Origin of the sequence: Streptomyces sp. NPDC015139 (assembly GCF_043079785.1) — a bacterium.
GTDB classification, from domain to species: domain Bacteria; phylum Actinomycetota; class Actinomycetes; order Streptomycetales; family Streptomycetaceae; genus Streptomyces; species Streptomyces albidocamelliae.
In genome coordinates this window covers 79255-96678 of record NZ_JBIBUW010000013.1, presented here as the reverse complement: position 1 = coordinate 96678, position 17424 = coordinate 79255, and the positions used below count along the sequence as shown (strand labels likewise).

Below are 17424 nucleotides of genomic sequence, written 5' to 3'. Positions count from 1 at the left end.
CGGAACGAGGCAGTCCTGCCTGGTGGCGCTGACGGGTGTGCACGGTGCTGAACTCCACTGTCGGCGTCCGGTGTTTGCATCGCCGGCTGGATGACGAACAGCTTCAGACCGTCGTGGCCGGGACCCTGTGGCCTGACTTCCGTGACCTGGTCTGCGGTGAGGACGGGCATGCGCCAGGTCATGTCCGCCTTCCCGTCGCCGGTCGTGCCGACCTGGGCAATCTCGTCGAGACGTTCGGCGACGGCATGTTCGACGGTTTCCACTGCGTGTTCATGCTCGACGAGCTGGTAAAGAACGCCGAGTTGGCGGCGGGACTGGGGCAGGCGTCCTGGGAACCGCATCCACCGTTCCCGGCCCCGGGCGGGCTGGTGCCCTGGATGGGCAACGAGCACGAGCAGTCGTTCCAGTGGATCACACAGACATCGACCCGGAAGCGAAGTGCGCCGGTGCCGTCCGGATCGACGCGGGTCGGCTTCGCGCCGGTACGTCGGCCGGGGCGCGGGTGGTGCCCCGGCCGACGGTCCTCGCGTCAGGCGCCGATCCGCGGCAGGAGCGAGAAGATCCTGCTGCCGTTCCTGGCGATCAGCACATCCTCGTAACGCAGGAGTTGGGGCGCGTCGTTGACGCCGGGCTTCGGCTTGCCAATGTCGACGCGACCGCTCCACAGCTGCTTACCGGTGCGCAGGTCGAGGCCCGACATGTCTCCGGTGGCACCGAGGAAGTACACGATTCCCTGCCTCGTCGACCCGACGGGAGACGCGAGAGACGTCATCGCGTTCTTGTCGGGCATCGTGACGCCCACCGGACCGGTCCACAGAGTCCTTCCGGTGGACAACGAGTAGGCGGACGCCTGGCCCTTCCAGGACACGGCGATCAGACGATCACCGACGAGAGCCAGCTTGGCCATGTGTCCCTCGATCTGCCCGGGCAGTGAGGTCCGCTTCCCGGAGCTGGTGAGAGTGGTCAGTCGAAAGTTGTCTCCGGTCGTGTCCTCGGCTCCGATCAGGACCATCCGCCCCTCTGAGGTCCCGAGCGGCTGCTGCCTGCCGGGAAGGGTCGTCACCTTGTGGACCTTCCCGGTGGCGGGGTCGAGACGGAGGACGTCGGTGTCATGCACTTCCTCGGTGTCCGGCGTGCACAGGAGGTAGGGCACACCGCTCAGCACGGTCCGCTCACATACGATGCCCTTCGCCCAGGTGTAGTGCCACTTCTCCTGACCGGTCAGCGGATCGAGGGCCGACATCGTACGCAGCGACGGGGTGTTCGCCCACACCGCTCCGTCGATGAGCATGGCGGCCTGGTCGGTGCGGTCGTCCTGCGGCATCTTGACCGTCCACAACCGCTTGCCGGTGCCGGCGTCCACGGCCATCAGATCGGTGCCGCCGGCGTAGTCCCCGTCAGGCAGGTTCTTCGCGGTGTGGTTGCGGTACGCGTACACCACGCCGTCGCGCACCCCGAAGGGGTGGTCGATGCCGTCGCCTTCGCGATTGACCTTCACCGTCCACAGCCGCTTGCCGGTGTTGGCGTCGATCTTCGCAACGTCGTCATCGGACCCGCTGCAATACAGTGCGGAACCGTCCGCCACACAACCCCGCTCACTGGCTCCCGCAACGCCGCTCTGCCACGGCTTCCAGCCCTCCGGCGCCACCGCCGACTGCACAGGCCGGCCCCGTTCGGCCACGCCTCCGTCCCCGAGGCCGAGCATCGCCCCCGCCGCGATCGCGGCGACGGCAACCGCAGCCCCGGCGGCCTGCGAGAAACGACGCCGGCTGCGCCGCCGTACCACCTGATGCGCGAGGTCTCCCGGTGCCCGCACCTGGTCCAGGGCGACCGCTCGCAGGGTCTCCCGGACCTTGTCCTCCACCCGCTCCGTCGTCATGCCTGCATCTCCTTCGCCGTGTAGCCGAGCGGCAGTTGCTGTTCCCCGGGCCCACCCGGGTCGAGGTCCGGTACGAGCGCCCGGAGCTTTGCCAGCGACCGGTGTGCCGTGCTGCGCACCGTGCCGACCGGGCATCCCAGGAGTGCCGCGACCTCGGCCTCCGGCAGGTCCTCGAAGTAGCGCAGTACGACCACGGCTCGCTGCCGCTTCGACAGACGGCCGAGCGCCGCCCACAACGCGACACGCAGTTCCAGGTCCGCGCCGGCACCCTCCTCCTTGCCGGACTCGGGCAGCACCGGCACCGTGACCTCGGCATGGTGCCTGCGCAGCCGCCAGCGATTGACCTGCTGGCGGTACATGATCTGGCGGACATACGCCTCGGGCTGTTCGATGCGCGCCCACCGCCCGTAAGCCTTCATCAGCGCGATCTGCAGCAGATCCTCCGCGGCATGCCGATCCCCGCCGGTGAGCAGCACCGCGAGCCGCAGCAGCGCTGTGGAGCGCATCGCCACGAATTCCCGGTACTCATCCTGTCTCGAGGCCTCCATCGACCCTCCCCTTCTGTACGACCGCTACGACGTGGTGCGTCAGCCGTGGCTATCCCTCCGCGGGCGAGTTCGTGTGTTCCTACCAAGTCGGCGTCGAGGAGCGGGCGATCGGCCACCCCACGACGCGGCAGGATCATCGGCGGCCGTGGCGATCGAGCGAGGGGCACCAGAGTGTCGGACAGCCGGGCCTTTACGGCGTGCCCGGTCGCGGGTGGGTCGCGTACATCCGTTCCGCGATGACCACGCCGGCGGCGGCGGTGAGGGTGGCGACGGCCCAGACGGCCCAGACGGCCCAGACGGCGCCGGTGAGGCCGTAGGCGTCGGCGAGGGCTCCGGCGAGGAGCGCGCCGACGGCGAATCCGCCGTCCCACCAGAGCCGGTAGCCGCCCACGGCGCGGAGGGTGGGCGTGCGCTCGGCTCCGGGCGGGGCCGAGCGGAAGGAGCCCGCGCCGTGGTGGGCCGGACGGCTGCGGTGTCCGGCGGTTCGGTCGGACGGCGCAGGGAGCGGTACCGGGCGCGGGCGAGTTCTTCTGCCCGGTCGGCGCCCTGAAGGCCGGTGCGGGGCGGCCGGGCCCACGATCGACGACCCGCCGCTGAAGCCCCCCAACTCGCTGCCGCCGTCGAGGAGCAGGAAGGCCAGGTGCTCGCCGGTGTGACCGGGAGTGCTCAGGGCTCGCAGGGTCGGGCCGCCCAGGTCCACCTCGTCGCCGTCGCCGAGCGCGGTGTGCGGGAAGGTGCGTCGGCCGGCTGCGGAGGCAAGCACGCTTGCGCCGTCGTCTGCGGCGAACTGGAGCGCGCCGGTGCGGAAGTCCGTGTGCGGGTGGGTGCCGGCGGCGAACGCCACGCTCAGCCCCCGGGCCTCGGCGCCCTCGCGCAGGGTCCGCAGGTCACGTGCGGCGTCCACGGCCAGGGCGCGGCCGTCGCCGAGATCGACCGGGCAGGCGCTGCCGCCCGGTCCCTCGTCGACCAGAGGTATCAGGCGCTCGTCGGCGAAGCCCATGCGTCCTCCAGCAGTGTGGCGAGACGGATGGCACTCCCACCGAGCCACTAATACGGTATTCCATGGATTTATGGAGGATGCGTTGGGAGACCCCGCCCGCAAGGCCGCCCTGTTCGACTCCCTTGCCACGGCCGGCAAGGCGCTGGCCAACGGCAAGCGCCTCGAACTGCTGGACCTCCTCGCCCAGGGCGAGCGCAGCGTCGACGCGCTGGCCAAGGCCGCCGGGCTCGGTCTGACCACCGCTTCGGCGCACCTGCAGGCCCTCAGGCGAGCAGGGCTCGTCACCACACGCCGCGACGGGGTGCGCATCCACTACCGGCTCGCCGGTGACGACGTCGCCGCCCTGTACGTACTGCTCCAGCAGGTAGCCGGTGCCCACCTCGCCCAGGCCGAGCACGCCCGCGCCGCCTACCTCGGCCCCCAGGACACCGAGCACCTCACCCGCGAGGAACTGCTGGAGCGGGTCAAGGCCGGTACCACCACGCTGATCGACGTCCGCCCGGCCGAGGAGTACGCCGCCGGGCACATCCCGGGCGCCCTCTCCGTCCCCCTCGACCAGCTCGACGCCCGGCTCGCCGAACTCCCCGCCGACATCGAGATCGTGGCCTACTGCCGGGGCGCCAACAGCGTCCTCGTCCATGACGCCGTCCGCCTCCTGGCCGAGCGGGGCCGCAGGGCGAAGCGCCTGGCCGACGGCATGCTCGAGTGGCGCCTCGCCGCCCTCCCCGTCGAGACCGCCGCGGCGTGGCCCGTACCCGGACCGCCGGCCAGGAGCCACTGATCGTCGACGGCAGCGGCATGCAGTGCGCCACCTGCTGCTGCACCTGCGCGAGTGGCTCCCCAGCACCCCGGCGGGCACGGTCGTCCTCGTCCTCGTCGTCGCCACCGCCCCGGCCGACCGCTCGACCTTCCCAGGTTCGGGCCTGGATTTCCGTGGTCATCGTGAGCCTTCTCCGTCGAACGCTGGGTGATCGGGGGCGTACGCCCTTCTTTCGTGCCTCTCGTCCATCGGCAGGGGTGGTGGGGGCCGCCATTTCCGGGGCCGTGCCGAACGAATGCGGTGTCAACGAGGCACACGAACCGTGCGCACTGGGGCCGCGCCTGGTCCGCCAGGGCGCTATGTCCCTGTTGCGTAGATATTCTGTGAAGCGTGATCGAGTCTGGAGGGCCGAGGCTGCGTCGTCGCCCCGGCCTGGGCAGGTTCGTACGGCTGTCGCCGGTTCTTCTGACCGTCGTCATTGCCAGCCTGGCGTACACCACCCCGCCGGAGGTGGCATTCAGTCGCCTCCTGCCCGCGGCGCCGGCCCTCGCCGCCGCCATGTGGCCGGTACTCCCCACCGTTCTGCTGGGGACGGTCTGCCTTCTTCTGATGATCGGACTCAGCCTCGTGTTCCCCGGTCTGAACGCGTGGTGGACGTCGGCGGGGATCATCGCGGTCACCGTGGCGGCCGCATACGGAAGCCACGTCAGGCTCCAGCGGGAGCGGACCCTGATCCAGGTGCGGCTCGTCGCCGACGCGGCACAGCAGGTGGTGCTGAGTCCGATGCCGCATCGCTGCGGGAGCATCGAGATCGAGTCGCTGTATCTCGCGGCCGCGGCGGAGGCTCGTATCGGCGGAGACTTCTACGAGGTGGTCGACACGCGGTTCGGGGTCAGGCTGCTCATCGGTGACGTGCGCGGCAAGGGCCTGCCGGCGGTGGGGGCGGCCGCGGCGATCGTCAACGCCTTCCGCGAAGCAGCCCACGACGAGGCCGAACTGGTCGGCGTCGCGCGGCGGCTGGACGCCAGCAGCATCCGTTACAACGCCGCGTTTCCCCTGGAGGGGACTTTGGAGCGCTTCGCCACCGCCCTTCTCGTCGAGGTCCCGCACGGGGGCGGGCACCTCGAGATCCTCAACTGCGGGCATCCCCCGCCACTGCTCCTGAACCGGCGGGAACTCCGTGTCCTCGAGCCCACCGCACCCTCACCCCTGCTCAACCTCGCGGAGCTGATCGGCGATCAGTACAGCGTCGACAGCTTCGACTTCACGCCAGGTGACCTGCTGTTTCTCTATACCGACGGGGTCATCGAGACCCGCGCCGGCGACGGCGCGTTCTTCCCGCTGGCGGCCTGGATGCGCCGACAGCCGCCGATGCCGCCGCGCGAACTGCTCACGGCCCTTCACGGCGACCTCATCCGCTACAGCCGAGGACGCCTCGACGACGACATCGCGGCCCTCGCGGTGCGCCTGTGCGAACCCTGAGGCCGGCCGCGCGGTCGCCACGGCTCCGGAACCCGGCCCACTCGCAACCGACACCCCCGGTTCGGCCGCGGGTCCTCAGGAAGGCGTCTCGGCGCAGGAGCCACTGTCACCGTGCGCTATGACCCCGAGCACCCGCGCCGGTTCGCCATCCAGGGCTGGGACACAGCGGTGGTCGACAAGGTGTTCACCGTGGTGGGGGCGGTGCTCACGGCGGGGACGCTGGTGGTGCTGCTCGTCCGAGTCCTCACTCTTTGACCCGGGCCGTGTGTTAGTGTCATGCGTTTGCGTGGTCGTCGCGGTGGCGATTCTGCTGTTCGGTTCCGCTTGTGCGTAGCTGTTCGATCCTGCCGGGCCTTCCTCGGTACGTTCCTCTGCGGAAGGCTGTTCATGAAGCACCCCGATGGCTCAGGCATCGCTCACGGCGGTCCCGCCCAGCCCGGCGCCACGGCCCCGGCCGTCTCCTTCGCCGACCTGGACCTGCCGGTCGAGGTGCTGCGGACACTGAGCGGACTCGGGGTGCGCGAACCCTTTCCGATCCAGGCAGCCACCCTGCCCGATGCCCTGAAGGGGCGCGACGTCCTGGGGCGCGGGCGTACCGGATCGGGCAAGACGCTCGCCTTCGGCCTGCCGCTGCTGACACGTACGGCCGGGCGGCGTGCCGAACCGAAGCAGCCCCTCGCTCTGATCCTCGTGCCCACCCGTGAGCTGGCCCAACAGGTCACCGAGGCGCTGGCACCGTACGCGGAGGCACTGCGGCTGCGGATGGCCACGGTCGTCGGCGGCATGTCGATCGGCCGGCAGGTCGCCGCGCTGCGCGAGGGAGCCGAGGTGGTCGTCGCCACCCCTGGACGCCTGCACGACCTCATCGAACGCAACGCCTGCCGCCTGGGACGGGTACGGATCACCGTCCTGGACGAGGCCGACCAGATGTGCGACCTGGGGTTCCTGCCACAGGTCGTCGACGTGCTCGACCAGGTGCACCCCGACGGACAGCGGATGCTGTTCTCGGCCACCCTGGACCGTGACGTCGATCACCTGGTACACAGCTACCTCCGCGACCCCGTCGTCCATTCGGTCGACCCGTCCGCGGGCACGGTCTCGACGATGCGGCACCACGTCCTGGTCGTCCACGGCCCCGACCGCTACGCCGTCACCACGGAGATCGCCGCCCGTGACGGCCGCGTCCTGCTGTTCCTCGACACCAAGCACGCCGTCGACCAGCTCACCCGGCATCTGCGGGCCAACGGGGTGCACGCCGGGGCCCTGCACAGCGGCAAGTCCCAGCCGCAGCGCACACGGACCCTCGCGCAGTTCAAGGACGGCCAGATCACCGTCCTGGTGGCGACCAACGTCGCGGCCCGTGGCCTGCACGTCGACGACCTCGATCTCGTGGTCAACGTCGACCCGCCCACCGACCCCAAGGACTATGTGCACCGGGCTGGCCGCACCGCCCGCGCGGGGGAGTCCGGCAGCGTGGTCACGCTCGTGCTCACGGGCCAGCGCCGCGAGACGAGCCGCATGATGTCCGAGGCCGGCATCGAGCCGACCGTCACCAAGGTGCGCTCCGGCGAGGCGGAGCTGAGCCGGATCACCGGCGCCAAGGCTCCCTCCGGCACCCCGCTCGACGGCCCCGCCGTCCCCCGCCAGAAGAACACCAACGCTCCTTTCCGCGGCCTCGGCACCAGCAAGGACACCTCCCGCGGCGCGGGCGGCAAGTCCCGGAAGGCCGGCGAGGCCCGCAAGCTCGCCGAGGCCCGCCGGGCCGCTCAGGTGCGCCGTAACGGCTGAGAGCGGTTGCCCCGTCGGCTGACGGACCCCGGCCACTGGCTCGCGCATACTCGGCCCGGCCGCACGACCGTCCTGCGCCCCCCACGCCCTGGGGCGAACGCTCCGCGCAGGGAGGGGATTTCCGCCGAAACGGAGCAAGATGATGTTGCACGGCCCCGCGCTGCGCCCGGCATGACAAGCTGTGCTTGTCCACCCCCGAACCCAGGAGGTCACCATGACCGCAGAGCCCGTCTCCACGGAAGGTTCGGAGCCGGTTGACCCGGAGACTTCGCCCCTGGCGCCGGACAGCGACGGCAACTACGACCTCAAGCGCAAGTTCCGCGAGGCCCTGGCGCGCAAGCGCGGTGCCCAGGCGGACGGCGCTGATGCCGCCGCCAACCCCAACGCGTCGAAGGTGCGTGCGGCGCACGGTCCGGCCGCGAGCCAGCGGTCGTTCAGGCGCAAGAGCGGCGGCTGAGTCCGATCGGTTCCGGGGCGGAACGCCTCACCGGCACTCGTGCTCCCGCGCAGTCGCCCGCAACGTGCATCCCCGTATGCGCGTTGCGGGCGCCGTGCATACGGGGATCACGTCGCACGGGGCCAGGACGTGGCCGGCGGCCCCTGATGCGGCGTGGCTCCACCGACCGTTCTCAAGCCCCCGAGCGACTCATACGCCGGCGGGCACGCCCGGGCCGGGGACATTGCGGAAGCGGAACGGCTCCGGTTCGCGACCGGGCTGGATGAACCAGCACTCACCCGTGCCGTCACCGGTGAGGATCCGCAACACCGTGTCCGCGACGGTCTCGGCCGGGATGACCGGCATACCCTGCTCGGAGAGCATCCCGCGCAACGGGTCGATGATGCGCGATTCGGCGAACCCGGGGCAGACGGCGTTGAAGCGCACGTTCTCCGGCGCCAGAGCCGGCCCCAGGGAGCGGGCAAGTCCCACGACCGCATGCTTGTTGGCCGCGTACAGGGGATCGAGCGGTACGGCCGCCAGACCGGCCAGGGACGCGGTCGCCACGATCGATCCTCCGCCGCGGGCCCGCAGCGCCGGCAGTACCGCGTGGGTACCGAAGACCACGCCGTCGAGGTTGGCCCCCATCGCCCGTCGGTAGAGCGCGGGGGAGAAGTCCTCACCGACGCCGCACCCGGTCGCCACGCCCGCGTTCAGCAGCGCGATGTCGACACCGCCGTACGTCTCCCGGGTGAACTCGACCAGCGCGTGATTGGCGTCGAGGTCCGAGACGTCGCAGGCGCGGAAGTGGCCGCCGACCAGGTCGGCCACCTCCCGGCCACCTTGCGCGTCGAGGTCCGCGACGACCACGCGCGCCCCCGCCTTCGCCAGCCCCAGCGCCGTGGCCCGGCCCAGCCCGCTGGCGGCGCCGGTGACGATCGCCACCTTCCCCCTGAGCGGGCTGTCGTCGTTCTGTTCGCGCCGCCGGGCGCCGACGTCCCCCGCCCCGGTCACGCCAGCTCCAGCACGAGCTTGCCGACGTTCTCGCCGCGGAAGAGCATCTGCAACGTCTCGGGGAAGTCGTCCACGGTGCCCCTCACCACATGTTCCTTGACCTTGATACGGCCGTCGCCGATCCAGGCGGCGATCTCCTGCGCCGCCTCCGCGTAGCGCTTGGCGTAGTCGAAGACGACGAAGCCCTCCATCCGGGCACGGCGCACCAGCAGCGTGAGGTAGTTCGAGGGCCCCTTCACGGGCGTGGCGTTGTTGTACTGGCTGATCGCGCCGCAGACCACGACGCGCGCGTGCATCGCCAGCCGGGTCAGCGCGGCGTCGAGGATGTCTCCGCCGACGTTGTCGAAGTAGACGTCGATGCCGTCGGGTGCGTGCTCACGCAGCGCCTTCCTGACGTCGTCGGCCCGGTAGTCGATCGCCGCGTCGAAGCCGAGTTCGCCGGTGAGCAGCGCGCACTTCTCCGGCCCACCCGCGATGCCCACGACCCGGCAGCCCTTGGCCTTCGCGATCTGCCCCACGATGGTGCCGACCGCACCGGCGGCCCCGGACACCACGACGGTCTCGCCGTCCTTCAGCGCTCCGACGTCCAGCAGGCCGAAGTAGGCGGTCATGCCGGGCATGCCCAGCGCTCCCAGATACGTCGAGGGCGGGGCGAGCGACGTGTCGATCTTCATCGCGCCCCGGCCGTCGGAGACCACGTACTCCTGGACGCCGAACGTGCCGACCACGTGATCGCCCGGCTGGAAGTCCGGGTGGTCGGAGGCGGTGACCTCGACGACCGACCCGGCCCGCATCACCTCGCCGATGCCCACGGGCGGCAGGTAGGAGGGTCGGTCGTCCAACCAGCCCCGCATGGCCGGATCCAGTGAGATGGCGACCGTCCGGCCCGTGAACCGGCCCGGACCCGGGTCCTCAAGGGGTTCGCAACGGTGCTCCCAGTCTTCGGGTTTCACTTCGCCCACGGGGCGGGCTGCCAGACGGATCTGCCGGTTGGTCGCGGACATCGCGCCTCCTGTCGTTGGCGGTTCCCCGAGACCATACCGACCAGTAGGTCGGTCGGGGGGAGTGATCTTCCCCACAAGTCGCCCGCGTACCCCAGAGGCTACGGTCCCGGGGCGAGGACCGCCACGGGTCGAACGATCACCGCTTCGACCTCGAAACGTGACACTCGGCAGCCTTATCAGGCATTCCAACCAGTCGGTATCGTGCGCCGTCACACAGCGAGCTTCACCGCCGACCTCCCACGCACCCGAGCCGCACCGGAAGGCCTTGCGATGACATTTCCCGACGACAGCCCGTACCCGTACCCACCCCCGGCGCGGTCGGGATGGCAGCAGCCGCAGACCGAGCCCCCTGCCCATGCCCCCTGGGGCGGGTCCCCCGGGCGGCAGGCGCCGTACGGACCCGGCGTTCCGCAGGACAACTCGTATACATACGACGAATACTGGCCCGACCCGTACGGGCAGACGCCCCGCTACCGGCCGTCCGCGTCCGGGACGGACCGGCACGGCGGCGACCTCGACGCCCTGCGGTCCGCCTACCGCGTGCTCCGCCGCGTCTCCACGCTCACCGCGCTCGGTTCCTTCGTGGTGTACGTCCTGCTGTCCTGCTGGGCGCCGGATCTGATGGGGGCCGAGATCACCGGTGATCTGAGCCTGGGCATGGCCCTGGGGGTCCTCCAGCTCGTCGTCACCTTCGCGGCGGTCCTCTGGTACGGCCGCAGCGCCGAACGCTCCGTGGACCCGCTCGCGCGCGCCGTGCGAGAGCGGGCGGTCCCCCGGACGGACCTGGAAGGCGGGGCGGCGAGATGAACGACTTCGGCACGGGGACGCAGACCGTCGTCCTGGTCCTCTTCACCGCCCTGGTGACCCTCACGCTGCTGATGTGCGTGCTGGCGGGCTCGGACCGCGACGACCTGACGGACTTCTACACCGGCTACCGCACGCTCACGCCACTCAAGAACGGCCTGGCGATCGCGGGCGACTACATCTCGGCGGCCACGGTGCTGAGCACCACCGGCATCATCGCGCTCGCGGGATACGACGGTTACGTCCTTGCGGTCAGCACCGCCCTCTCGCTGGTGCTGCTGATGTTCCTGCTGGCCGAACCGCTGCGCAACGTCGGCAGTTTCACCATGGGCGACGTCCTGGCCCGCAACATGCCCGGGCGTGCGACCCGTATCGCCTCCTGCGTGGTGACGCTCAGCGCGACCCTTCCCTTCCTGGTCGTCCAACTCTCCGGAGCCGGATCACTGCTCACCTTCATCCTCGGGCTCCCGCACGTCACCGGCGCCAGGACGACGTGCATCGTCCTCGTCGGCAGCCTGATGATCATCTACGCGGCCCTCGGCGGCATCAAGGGAACCGCGCTCATCCAGATGATCAAGATCGTGCTCCTGCTCGGCACCAGCGCGGCCGTCGCCGTCCTCGTCCTGAACCGCTTCGACTGGAGCCCCGACGCGGTGCTCCAGGCCGCCCGGCGCGGCAGCGGAGCGGGCCCCGCCTTCTTCCAGCAGGGCCTGCAACTGGGTACCTCGGCCGTCGACCGGCTGGACTTCGCCAGTCTCCAGATCACCGTGATCCTCGGCGCGGCCTGCCTGCCCCACATCACGATGCGTCTGTACTCCGCACGGGACGTGCCGGCCGTTCGTCGCTCCATGTCGTGGGCGGTCGGTACGGTCACCACGTTCTGCCTGCTGGTGATCATCATGGGTACGGGCGCGGCGGCCCTGGTGGGTTCGCGGTTCATCACCGCGGCCGACCCGCACGGACGGGCGTCGGTGCTCATGCTGTCCCGGGCGCTCGGCGACGGCCCCGGCACCGCGGGCACCACGGTTCTCTACGCGGCCATGGCGGGCACGGTGTTCATCACCCTGCTCTCCTCGGTCGCCGGAATGACCCTGGCCGCGGCCTCGTCGCTCGCCCACGACCTGTTCGCGCACGCCGTGCGGCGGGGACGGGCCGCGCCCCGTACGGAGATGACGGTGGCGGCGTGGACGAGCGTGGCCGTGGGCATCGCCGCCATCGCGCTCTCCGTCCTGGTCCAGAACTGGGACGTCGCCGTACTGACCACGCTGGCCATCTGCATCGGGGCGTCGGCCGTGGCCCCCGCGCTGACGTACTCACTGTTCTGGCGCGGCTTCACGCGCACGGGCCTGCTCGCGAGCCTGTACGGCGGCGCGGCCTGCGCGCTGGTGCTGATGGCCTTCTCCAAGGCCGTGTCCGGCACGCCGGCCGCGGTCTTCCCGCACGCGGACTTCCACTGGTTCCCCATGCAGTCCACCGGACTCGTCTCCATCCCGTTCGGCTATCTGGCGGGCTGGCTGGGCAGCCGTCTGGAGCATCGGCGCCGCGCCGCCGACAGCCAAGAGAGCCGTCGCCTGTACGAGGAGAGCGAGGCACGGCTGCTCGCCGCGGCCGAATGACCACAGCGGCGCGGGCGGGCCACGCGGGCGGCCTCGGAGCCGCCGCCGTGGTCCGCCCGGCCCCTGAGCACCGGCGGACCCGGCACTCAGGGGCCGCGCCGCCGGCTCACTTCGTCAGCGGGCCGAACTCCTCGCGGGTGTCCACCGGCTTGCCGAACAGGTGCCACCGCTCGCCCTTGAACCGCATGAGCTGCATCGTCTCCAGCGGGAAGGCGTCACCGTGGCCGGTGGACATGGTGACGCCGGGCAGCAGCATCCCCACCCGCACGTCCTTCAGGTTCCGCACCGCGTCCCGCAGCCCTTCCCTGGTCGGGCACTTCATCGAGTCCAGCGCCTTGTGCAGGCTGGAGGCGACGGCCCAGCCGTAGGCGTTGAACTGGTTGTCCGGGTCGGTGTCGGGGGCGTACTTGTGCAGCGCCTCCTTGTACGTCTTCACGTCGGGGTCGTCCGCCCATTGCGGATCGGCGGGGTCCTTGAAGTAGGTCGCGGAGACCACGCCTTGCACGTTCTTGAAGCCGACGGGCTTGAGCACGGCGGCGGACGAGGACACGTTGTTCACGATGTGCAGCGGGTTCCACCCGGTGTTCCTGGCGTCGGCGGCGAGGGCCTGGCTGCCGAACTTGGGGGTGGTGACGTCCAGCAGCACGTCCGCCCTTGAGCGGGACAGGCTCGCCATCGGTGCCGACACGGACGGGTCGGTCACCTCGTAGCTCTCCCTGGCGACCACCTTCACACCGCTGCCGGCGACCGCCTTCTCGAACCCGCCGAGCAGGTCCTTGCCGAAGTCGTCGTTCTGATAGAGGACGGCCACCTTGGCCTTCGGCTTGGTGTCCTTGAGGTACTTGGCGTACACCCGGGCCTCGGCCACGTAGTTGGGCTGCCACCCGATGGTCCAGGGATGCCTGTCGTCCGTGCCCCAGACGGAGGCACCCGTGGCGACGAAGGGCTGCGGCACCTTCTGCTTGTCGAGGTAGTCCCACACGGCCGCCGTGGACGGGGTGCCCAGCGTCTGGAAGACGGCGAAGACCTTCTCCTGCTCGACGAGTCTGCGGGCCTCCTCGACCGCCTTGGGCGGCTGGTAGCCGTCGTCCCGGACGATGAACCGCACCTTGCGGCCGTCTATGCCGCCCTTGTCGTTGACATACTCGAAGTAGGCACCGACCCCCTTGCTGATCGTGCCGTACGCGGAGGCGGGTCCTGACAGCGGGTAGATCCCGCCCAGTTTGATCGCGTCGTCGGTGATGCCGGTGGTCTGCTGACCCTTGCAGGCACCGTCGACGGCGGTGTCCTGCTCCGCCTTGTCCCGGCGGCTGCTGCAGGCGGTCACGGTGAGCAGGGCGGCGGTCGCGGCCGCGGCCGCCCGCAGAGCGGTCGTCTTGCGCATGTGATTCATTCCTTTTCCGTGCGGGGCGGAGCGCCCACGGTTTCGGCGTCGACAACTGAGGGATCCGCGGCGGGAAGCGGCGCGGAGGGTGCGGATCCGGCCCCAGACTTCGGCTCCGCCTCCGTCGCGGGGGCGGCCTCCGGCGTCCCGTCGAGCGGGGCGGCGGTGCGGAGCGGACGACGGGTGACAGCGCTCAGGACACGAACCGGCAGACCGGCCAGCCCGGTCGGGGCGACGAACATCACCATGATGATCAGCAACCCGAACACCACGCCCGGTGCCGCCTCGCTGATGTCCTGCGAGACGCTCGGCACGTACATCACGAACGCTCCGCCCAGCAGGGGCCCGTACAGCGAACCGAGCCCCCCGACCACCAGACCGGCGAGCAGGGTGATGGACAGCACGAAGCTGAAGGAGTCGGGCGAGACGAAGCCGATCACCCACGTGTACAGACACCCGGCGATCCCCGCGAACATCGAACTCCACGCGAAGGCCAGGGTCTTGTGCAGCGACAACCGCACGCCCATGACCTCGGCGGCGCTCTCGTCGTCCCGCACGGCGCACAGTGCCCGGCCGACCCGGGACGCCAGCAGGTTGCGGGCGAGCAGCAGGGCCAGCGCGGCGACGGCCAGGACGACGAAGTACGTCCACTGGTCCTCGGCCAGCCCGCTCCACACGGGCGGCCGCATCTTGTCCACCGTCAGGCCCATGGAACCGCCCGTCACCGGTTCGAGCCGCTTGAGCAGGGGCGGCAGGAACACCGCGAACGACAGGGTGACCAGGGCCAGGTGCAGCCCGCGCAGTCGCAGGGCGGGTACGCCGAACCCGAGGCCCAGCAGGAAGCATCCGGCGGCCGCCACCGGCAGCGTGGCCAGGTGGCCGGTGCCGTAGCGGTCGAGCATGACCGCCGCCGTGTAGGCCCCCGCAGCGAAGAAGGCGCCGTGCCCGAGCGAGATCTGCCCGCCGAAACCGACCAGCAGGTTCAGGCCGGCCAGTGCCACGGCGTACAGGAGCACCATGGTCAGCTGGAAGACCTGGAAGGGGGCGAGGTAGAACGGTGCGTAGACGACGACCGCCGCCACGACCAGCGTGGTGAGCGCGGCCCGCAGCCGCCGGGCCCGTTCGGTGCCGAGCGCCTCTGTGATCGTGCTCATGCCCGCTCCACCGCCGCCCGTCCGAACAGGCCCTCGGGCCGCACCAGCAGGACCGCAAGAATGATCACCAGGGGGACGCCCACCTTCAGATCGGCACCGACCACGTCGACGTACGCCCCGGTCAGCGTCTCGGCGACGCCCACGAACAGGCCGCCGACGACCGCACCGACGGGGCTGTCGAAACCACCGAGGGTGGCCGCGGCGAACGCGTAGATCAGCACCCCGCCCATCATGTTGGGCTCCAGGAACAGCACCGGGGCGACGAGCACGCCCGACACCGCGCCGACCGTCGCGGCCAGCCCCCAGCCGAGCATCAGCACCCGGCCCACCCGGATGCCCGACAGCCGGGCGGAGTCCGGGTTGCAGGCGACCGCCCGCATCACCAAGCCGACGGAGGTGTGCTGGAACAGCACGTACAGCAGCCCCATCACGACGGCCACCACGCCGAGGATCCCGAGCGTCGACCAGTCCAGACGCACCCCCGCCAGATCGAGCCCGCCGTCGGGGAACGGCTGCGGGAAGTCCTTCACCGTGAACGACCACACCAGGCCGGCCAGCGCGTTGACGAAGACGAACAGACCGACCGTGACGATGACCACCGTCAGCTCGGGCGCACCCCGCACGGGGCGGATCACGATCCGCTCGACCAGCATGCCGCCGGCGAAGGACACCGCGAGGGTCACCGGCAGCGCCAGCCAGAACGGCATCCCGGACGCGACCAGCTGCCAGGCGACGTACGTCGAGAGCATGGCCAGCTCGCCCTGCGCGAAGTTGACGATCCCCGTGAACCGGTGGATCAGCACCAGGGCCAGCGCGAGGCTGGCGTACACGGCACCGGATCCGAGCCCTTCCACCACTTGCTGGAGAAGATCGGTCACCGCGCTCACCCGGCCTTCCGCGCACGGACGGAGACACCGAGGTACACCTCGGCGACCTGCCCGTCCTCGCGGATCCGTGCGGCCGGTCCGGACAGCACCAGGCGGCCGGCCTCCAGTACGTGCGCCTGGTGCGCGATGTCCAGCGCGAGCTGGGCGTTCTGCTCGACGACTACCACGGTGGTGCGTTCCTCCTCGTTGACGGCACGGACGATCTCGAACAGCTCACGGGTGACCAGCGGCGCGAGCCCGAGGGACGGCTCGTCGAGGATCAGCAGCACGGGTCGCAGCATCAGCGCCCGGCCGACGGCGAGCATCTGCTGCTCCCCGCCGCTGAGGCTGCCGGCCGCCTGCCGCGACCGCTGGCGCAGTCTGGGGAAGTGGCCGTAGATCCGGTCCAGGTCGCCCGCCACGGCCGCGCGTTCGGCGCGGCCCCGCGACCGGGAGCCGGTGCGCAGGTGGGCGCCGATGCGCAGGTTCTCCTCGACGGTCAGGTCGTTGAAGGTGCCCCGGCCCTCGGGGACGTGCGCCACGCCGAGCCTGGCGGCCTGCTCGGGCGAGCGGCCCAGCAGCTCGGAGCCGTCCAGGGTGACCGAACCGCGGCCGCGGACCATTCCGCACAGCGCCCGCAGCATCGTGGTCTTGCCCGCGCCGTTCGGTCCGAGGATCGCGCACACCTCGCCACGGGCGACGGAGAAGTCCAGCCCCTGCAACACGCGGGCCTGGCCGTATCCGGCGTGCAGACCGCGGACCGTCAGAAAGTCCGGCTGCGCGTCCGCCCGGGTCTCGGCGGGTTCGCCGGTCCGCGCGCTCATGCGGCGACCCCCAGGTACGCCTCGACGACCGCCGGGTCGCGCTGGATCGCCTCCGGCGGCCCTTCGGCGATCTTGCGGCCGAAATCGAGGCAGACCACCTTGTCGCACAGGCCCATCACGAAGCCCATGTGGTGTTCGACCACCACGAGCGTGAGGTCGAACTCCCGGCGCACCGACCGGACCAGATCCGCGAATTGTCCGACCTCGCCGTGGCTGAGGCCGTTGACGGGTTCGTCGAGCAACAGCAGCCGGGGCCGTACGGCGAGCGCCCGCGCGAGTTCGACCCGCTTGAGTGTGCCGAACGGCAGTCCCGAGGCCGGATGCTCCGCGATGTCCGCCAGACCGAGCCGGTGCAGCAAGTCGTCCGCCTGGTCACGCAGTTCCCTCTCCTCCCGCCGTACGCGGGGCAGCCGGAGCGCCGCGGCGAGGTGTCCGGTGTGCCCCCGGCTGTGGGCGCCGACCATGACGTTCTCCCGGACCGTGAGCCGCGGGAACAGACCCAGGTTCTGAAAGGTGCGGGCGATGCCACGCCGGGCCACGGCGTACGGAGCGAGGGCCAGCAGGTCCTCGTCCTCGAATCGAGCCTCTCCGCCGACGGGAGTGCAGCGCCGGGTGAGGCAGTTGAACAACGTGGTCTTGCCGGCTCCGTTCGGCCCGATGAGCCCCACGGCGGTGCCCGGCTCGACGGTGAACCCGACACCGTCCAGTGCCGTGATCCCGCCGAAGCGCACGGTGATACCGTCGACAGCGAGCATGAGTGACGCCCCTTCCGAGGTGCTGGGAGTTGGGCGAGCGTCACAGTAGGTGGGGGCTTCCCAGGCGCACATTGGGTGCGAGCACCCAACTTCCCGGTCGCCGAACTGTG

At 70.8% G+C, this 17424-nt stretch carries 17 protein-coding genes and 1 pseudogene; 8 read left to right on the top strand and 10 right to left on the bottom strand.

The genetic code is table 11. The annotated features are described in order from the left end of the window. Nucleotides 1-44 precede the first annotated feature (44 nt). Nucleotides 45-599 carry a hypothetical protein gene (locus ACF08B_RS30255; protein WP_392320325.1) on the top strand — a complete coding sequence of 185 codons (555 nt, stop codon included), beginning with the start codon at nt 45-47 and terminating at the stop codon, nt 597-599. Here the strand turns inward: ACF08B_RS30255 and ACF08B_RS30250 are convergent. From ACF08B_RS30250 to ACF08B_RS30240, 3 genes are all read right to left on the bottom strand, one after another. After that, complete coding sequence (locus ACF08B_RS30250; RefSeq protein WP_392320324.1) at nt 530-1879, bottom strand: PQQ-binding-like beta-propeller repeat protein; 1350 nt, start codon at nt 1877-1879, stop codon at nt 530-532. The genes ACF08B_RS30255 and ACF08B_RS30250 overlap by 70 nt on opposite strands. Next, nucleotides 1876-2427 carry a SigE family RNA polymerase sigma factor gene (locus ACF08B_RS30245; RefSeq protein WP_392320323.1) on the bottom strand — a complete coding sequence of 184 codons (552 nt, stop codon included), beginning with the start codon at nt 2425-2427 and terminating at the stop codon, nt 1876-1878. The genes ACF08B_RS30250 and ACF08B_RS30245 overlap by 4 nt, the downstream gene beginning before the upstream one ends. 190 nt (nt 2428-2617) lie before the next feature. Then, on the bottom strand, nt 2618-3427 hold the full coding sequence (locus ACF08B_RS30240) for a hypothetical protein (protein ID WP_392320322.1): 810 nt from the start codon (nt 3425-3427) through the stop codon (nt 2618-2620). 70 nt (nt 3428-3497) lie between these two features. On the opposite strand from ACF08B_RS30240, the gene ACF08B_RS30235 reads away from it, so the two are divergent. From ACF08B_RS30235 to ACF08B_RS30215, 5 genes and pseudogenes are all read left to right on the top strand, one after another. Next, nucleotides 3498-4208, top strand: a complete 711-nt coding sequence (locus ACF08B_RS30235) for an ArsR/SmtB family transcription factor (protein WP_392320321.1) — start codon at nt 3498-3500, stop codon at nt 4206-4208. Nucleotides 4209-4577: 369 nt separating this feature from the next. Further along, a complete protein-coding gene (locus ACF08B_RS30230; protein ID WP_392320320.1) occupies nt 4578-5669 on the top strand; it encodes a PP2C family protein-serine/threonine phosphatase in 1092 nt (363 codons plus the stop codon). 60 nt (nt 5670-5729) lie between these two features. Then, a pseudogene (locus ACF08B_RS30225) lies at nt 5730-5924 on the top strand (DUF3592 domain-containing protein); the annotation flags it as partial. Nucleotides 5925-6056: 132 nt separating this feature from the next. Further along, nucleotides 6057-7457, top strand: a complete 1401-nt coding sequence (locus ACF08B_RS30220; protein WP_392320319.1) for a DEAD/DEAH box helicase — start codon at nt 6057-6059, stop codon at nt 7455-7457. Nucleotides 7458-7671: 214 nt separating this feature from the next. After that, nucleotides 7672-7914: a DUF5302 domain-containing protein gene (locus ACF08B_RS30215; RefSeq protein ID WP_392320318.1), complete on the top strand. Its 243-nt coding sequence runs from the start codon at nt 7672-7674 to the stop codon at nt 7912-7914. A gap of 189 nt (nt 7915-8103) precedes the next feature. On the opposite strand, the gene ACF08B_RS30210 is transcribed toward ACF08B_RS30215, so the two are convergent. Beyond that, nucleotides 8104-8907, bottom strand: a complete 804-nt coding sequence (locus tag ACF08B_RS30210) for an SDR family oxidoreductase (protein ID WP_392320317.1) — start codon at nt 8905-8907, stop codon at nt 8104-8106. Continuing rightward, nucleotides 8904-9911, bottom strand: coding sequence for an NADP-dependent oxidoreductase (locus tag ACF08B_RS30205; RefSeq protein ID WP_392320316.1), 1008 nt, complete (start codon nt 9909-9911; stop codon nt 8904-8906). The genes ACF08B_RS30210 and ACF08B_RS30205 overlap by 4 nt, the downstream gene beginning before the upstream one ends. A 270-nt stretch (nt 9912-10181) precedes the next feature. On the opposite strand from ACF08B_RS30205, the gene ACF08B_RS30200 reads away from it, so the two are divergent. Next, on the top strand, nt 10182-10718 hold the full coding sequence (locus ACF08B_RS30200) for a DUF485 domain-containing protein (RefSeq protein WP_392320315.1): 537 nt from the start codon (nt 10182-10184) through the stop codon (nt 10716-10718). Then, nucleotides 10715-12331, top strand: coding sequence for a cation acetate symporter (locus ACF08B_RS30195; protein ID WP_392320314.1), 1617 nt, complete (start codon nt 10715-10717; stop codon nt 12329-12331). Before ACF08B_RS30200 ends, ACF08B_RS30195 begins: the two co-directional genes overlap by 4 nt. A 106-nt stretch (nt 12332-12437) precedes the next feature. Here ACF08B_RS30195 and ACF08B_RS30190 read toward each other — a convergent pair whose 3' ends face one another. From ACF08B_RS30190 to ACF08B_RS30170, 5 genes are read right to left on the bottom strand one after another with little or no spacing between them, the layout of a single operon-like run. Continuing rightward, complete coding sequence (locus ACF08B_RS30190; RefSeq protein ID WP_392320313.1) at nt 12438-13715, bottom strand: ABC transporter substrate-binding protein; 1278 nt, start codon at nt 13713-13715, stop codon at nt 12438-12440. A 5-nt stretch (nt 13716-13720) separates the two neighbouring features. Further along, nucleotides 13721-14869 (bottom strand): branched-chain amino acid ABC transporter permease, encoded by a 1149-nt coding sequence (locus ACF08B_RS30185; protein WP_392320312.1) that lies wholly within the window; start codon nt 14867-14869, stop codon nt 13721-13723. Then, nucleotides 14866-15747: a branched-chain amino acid ABC transporter permease gene (locus ACF08B_RS30180; protein ID WP_392320311.1), complete on the bottom strand. Its 882-nt coding sequence runs from the start codon at nt 15745-15747 to the stop codon at nt 14866-14868. Before ACF08B_RS30180 ends, ACF08B_RS30185 begins: the two co-directional genes overlap by 4 nt. A 5-nt stretch (nt 15748-15752) precedes the next feature. After that, nucleotides 15753-16559, bottom strand: a complete 807-nt coding sequence (locus ACF08B_RS30175; protein WP_392320310.1) for an ABC transporter ATP-binding protein — start codon at nt 16557-16559, stop codon at nt 15753-15755. Beyond that, nucleotides 16556-17314 (bottom strand): ABC transporter ATP-binding protein, encoded by a 759-nt coding sequence (locus ACF08B_RS30170; protein WP_392320309.1) that lies wholly within the window; start codon nt 17312-17314, stop codon nt 16556-16558. Before ACF08B_RS30170 ends, ACF08B_RS30175 begins: the two co-directional genes overlap by 4 nt. Between the last annotated feature and the right edge of the window lie 110 nt (nt 17315-17424).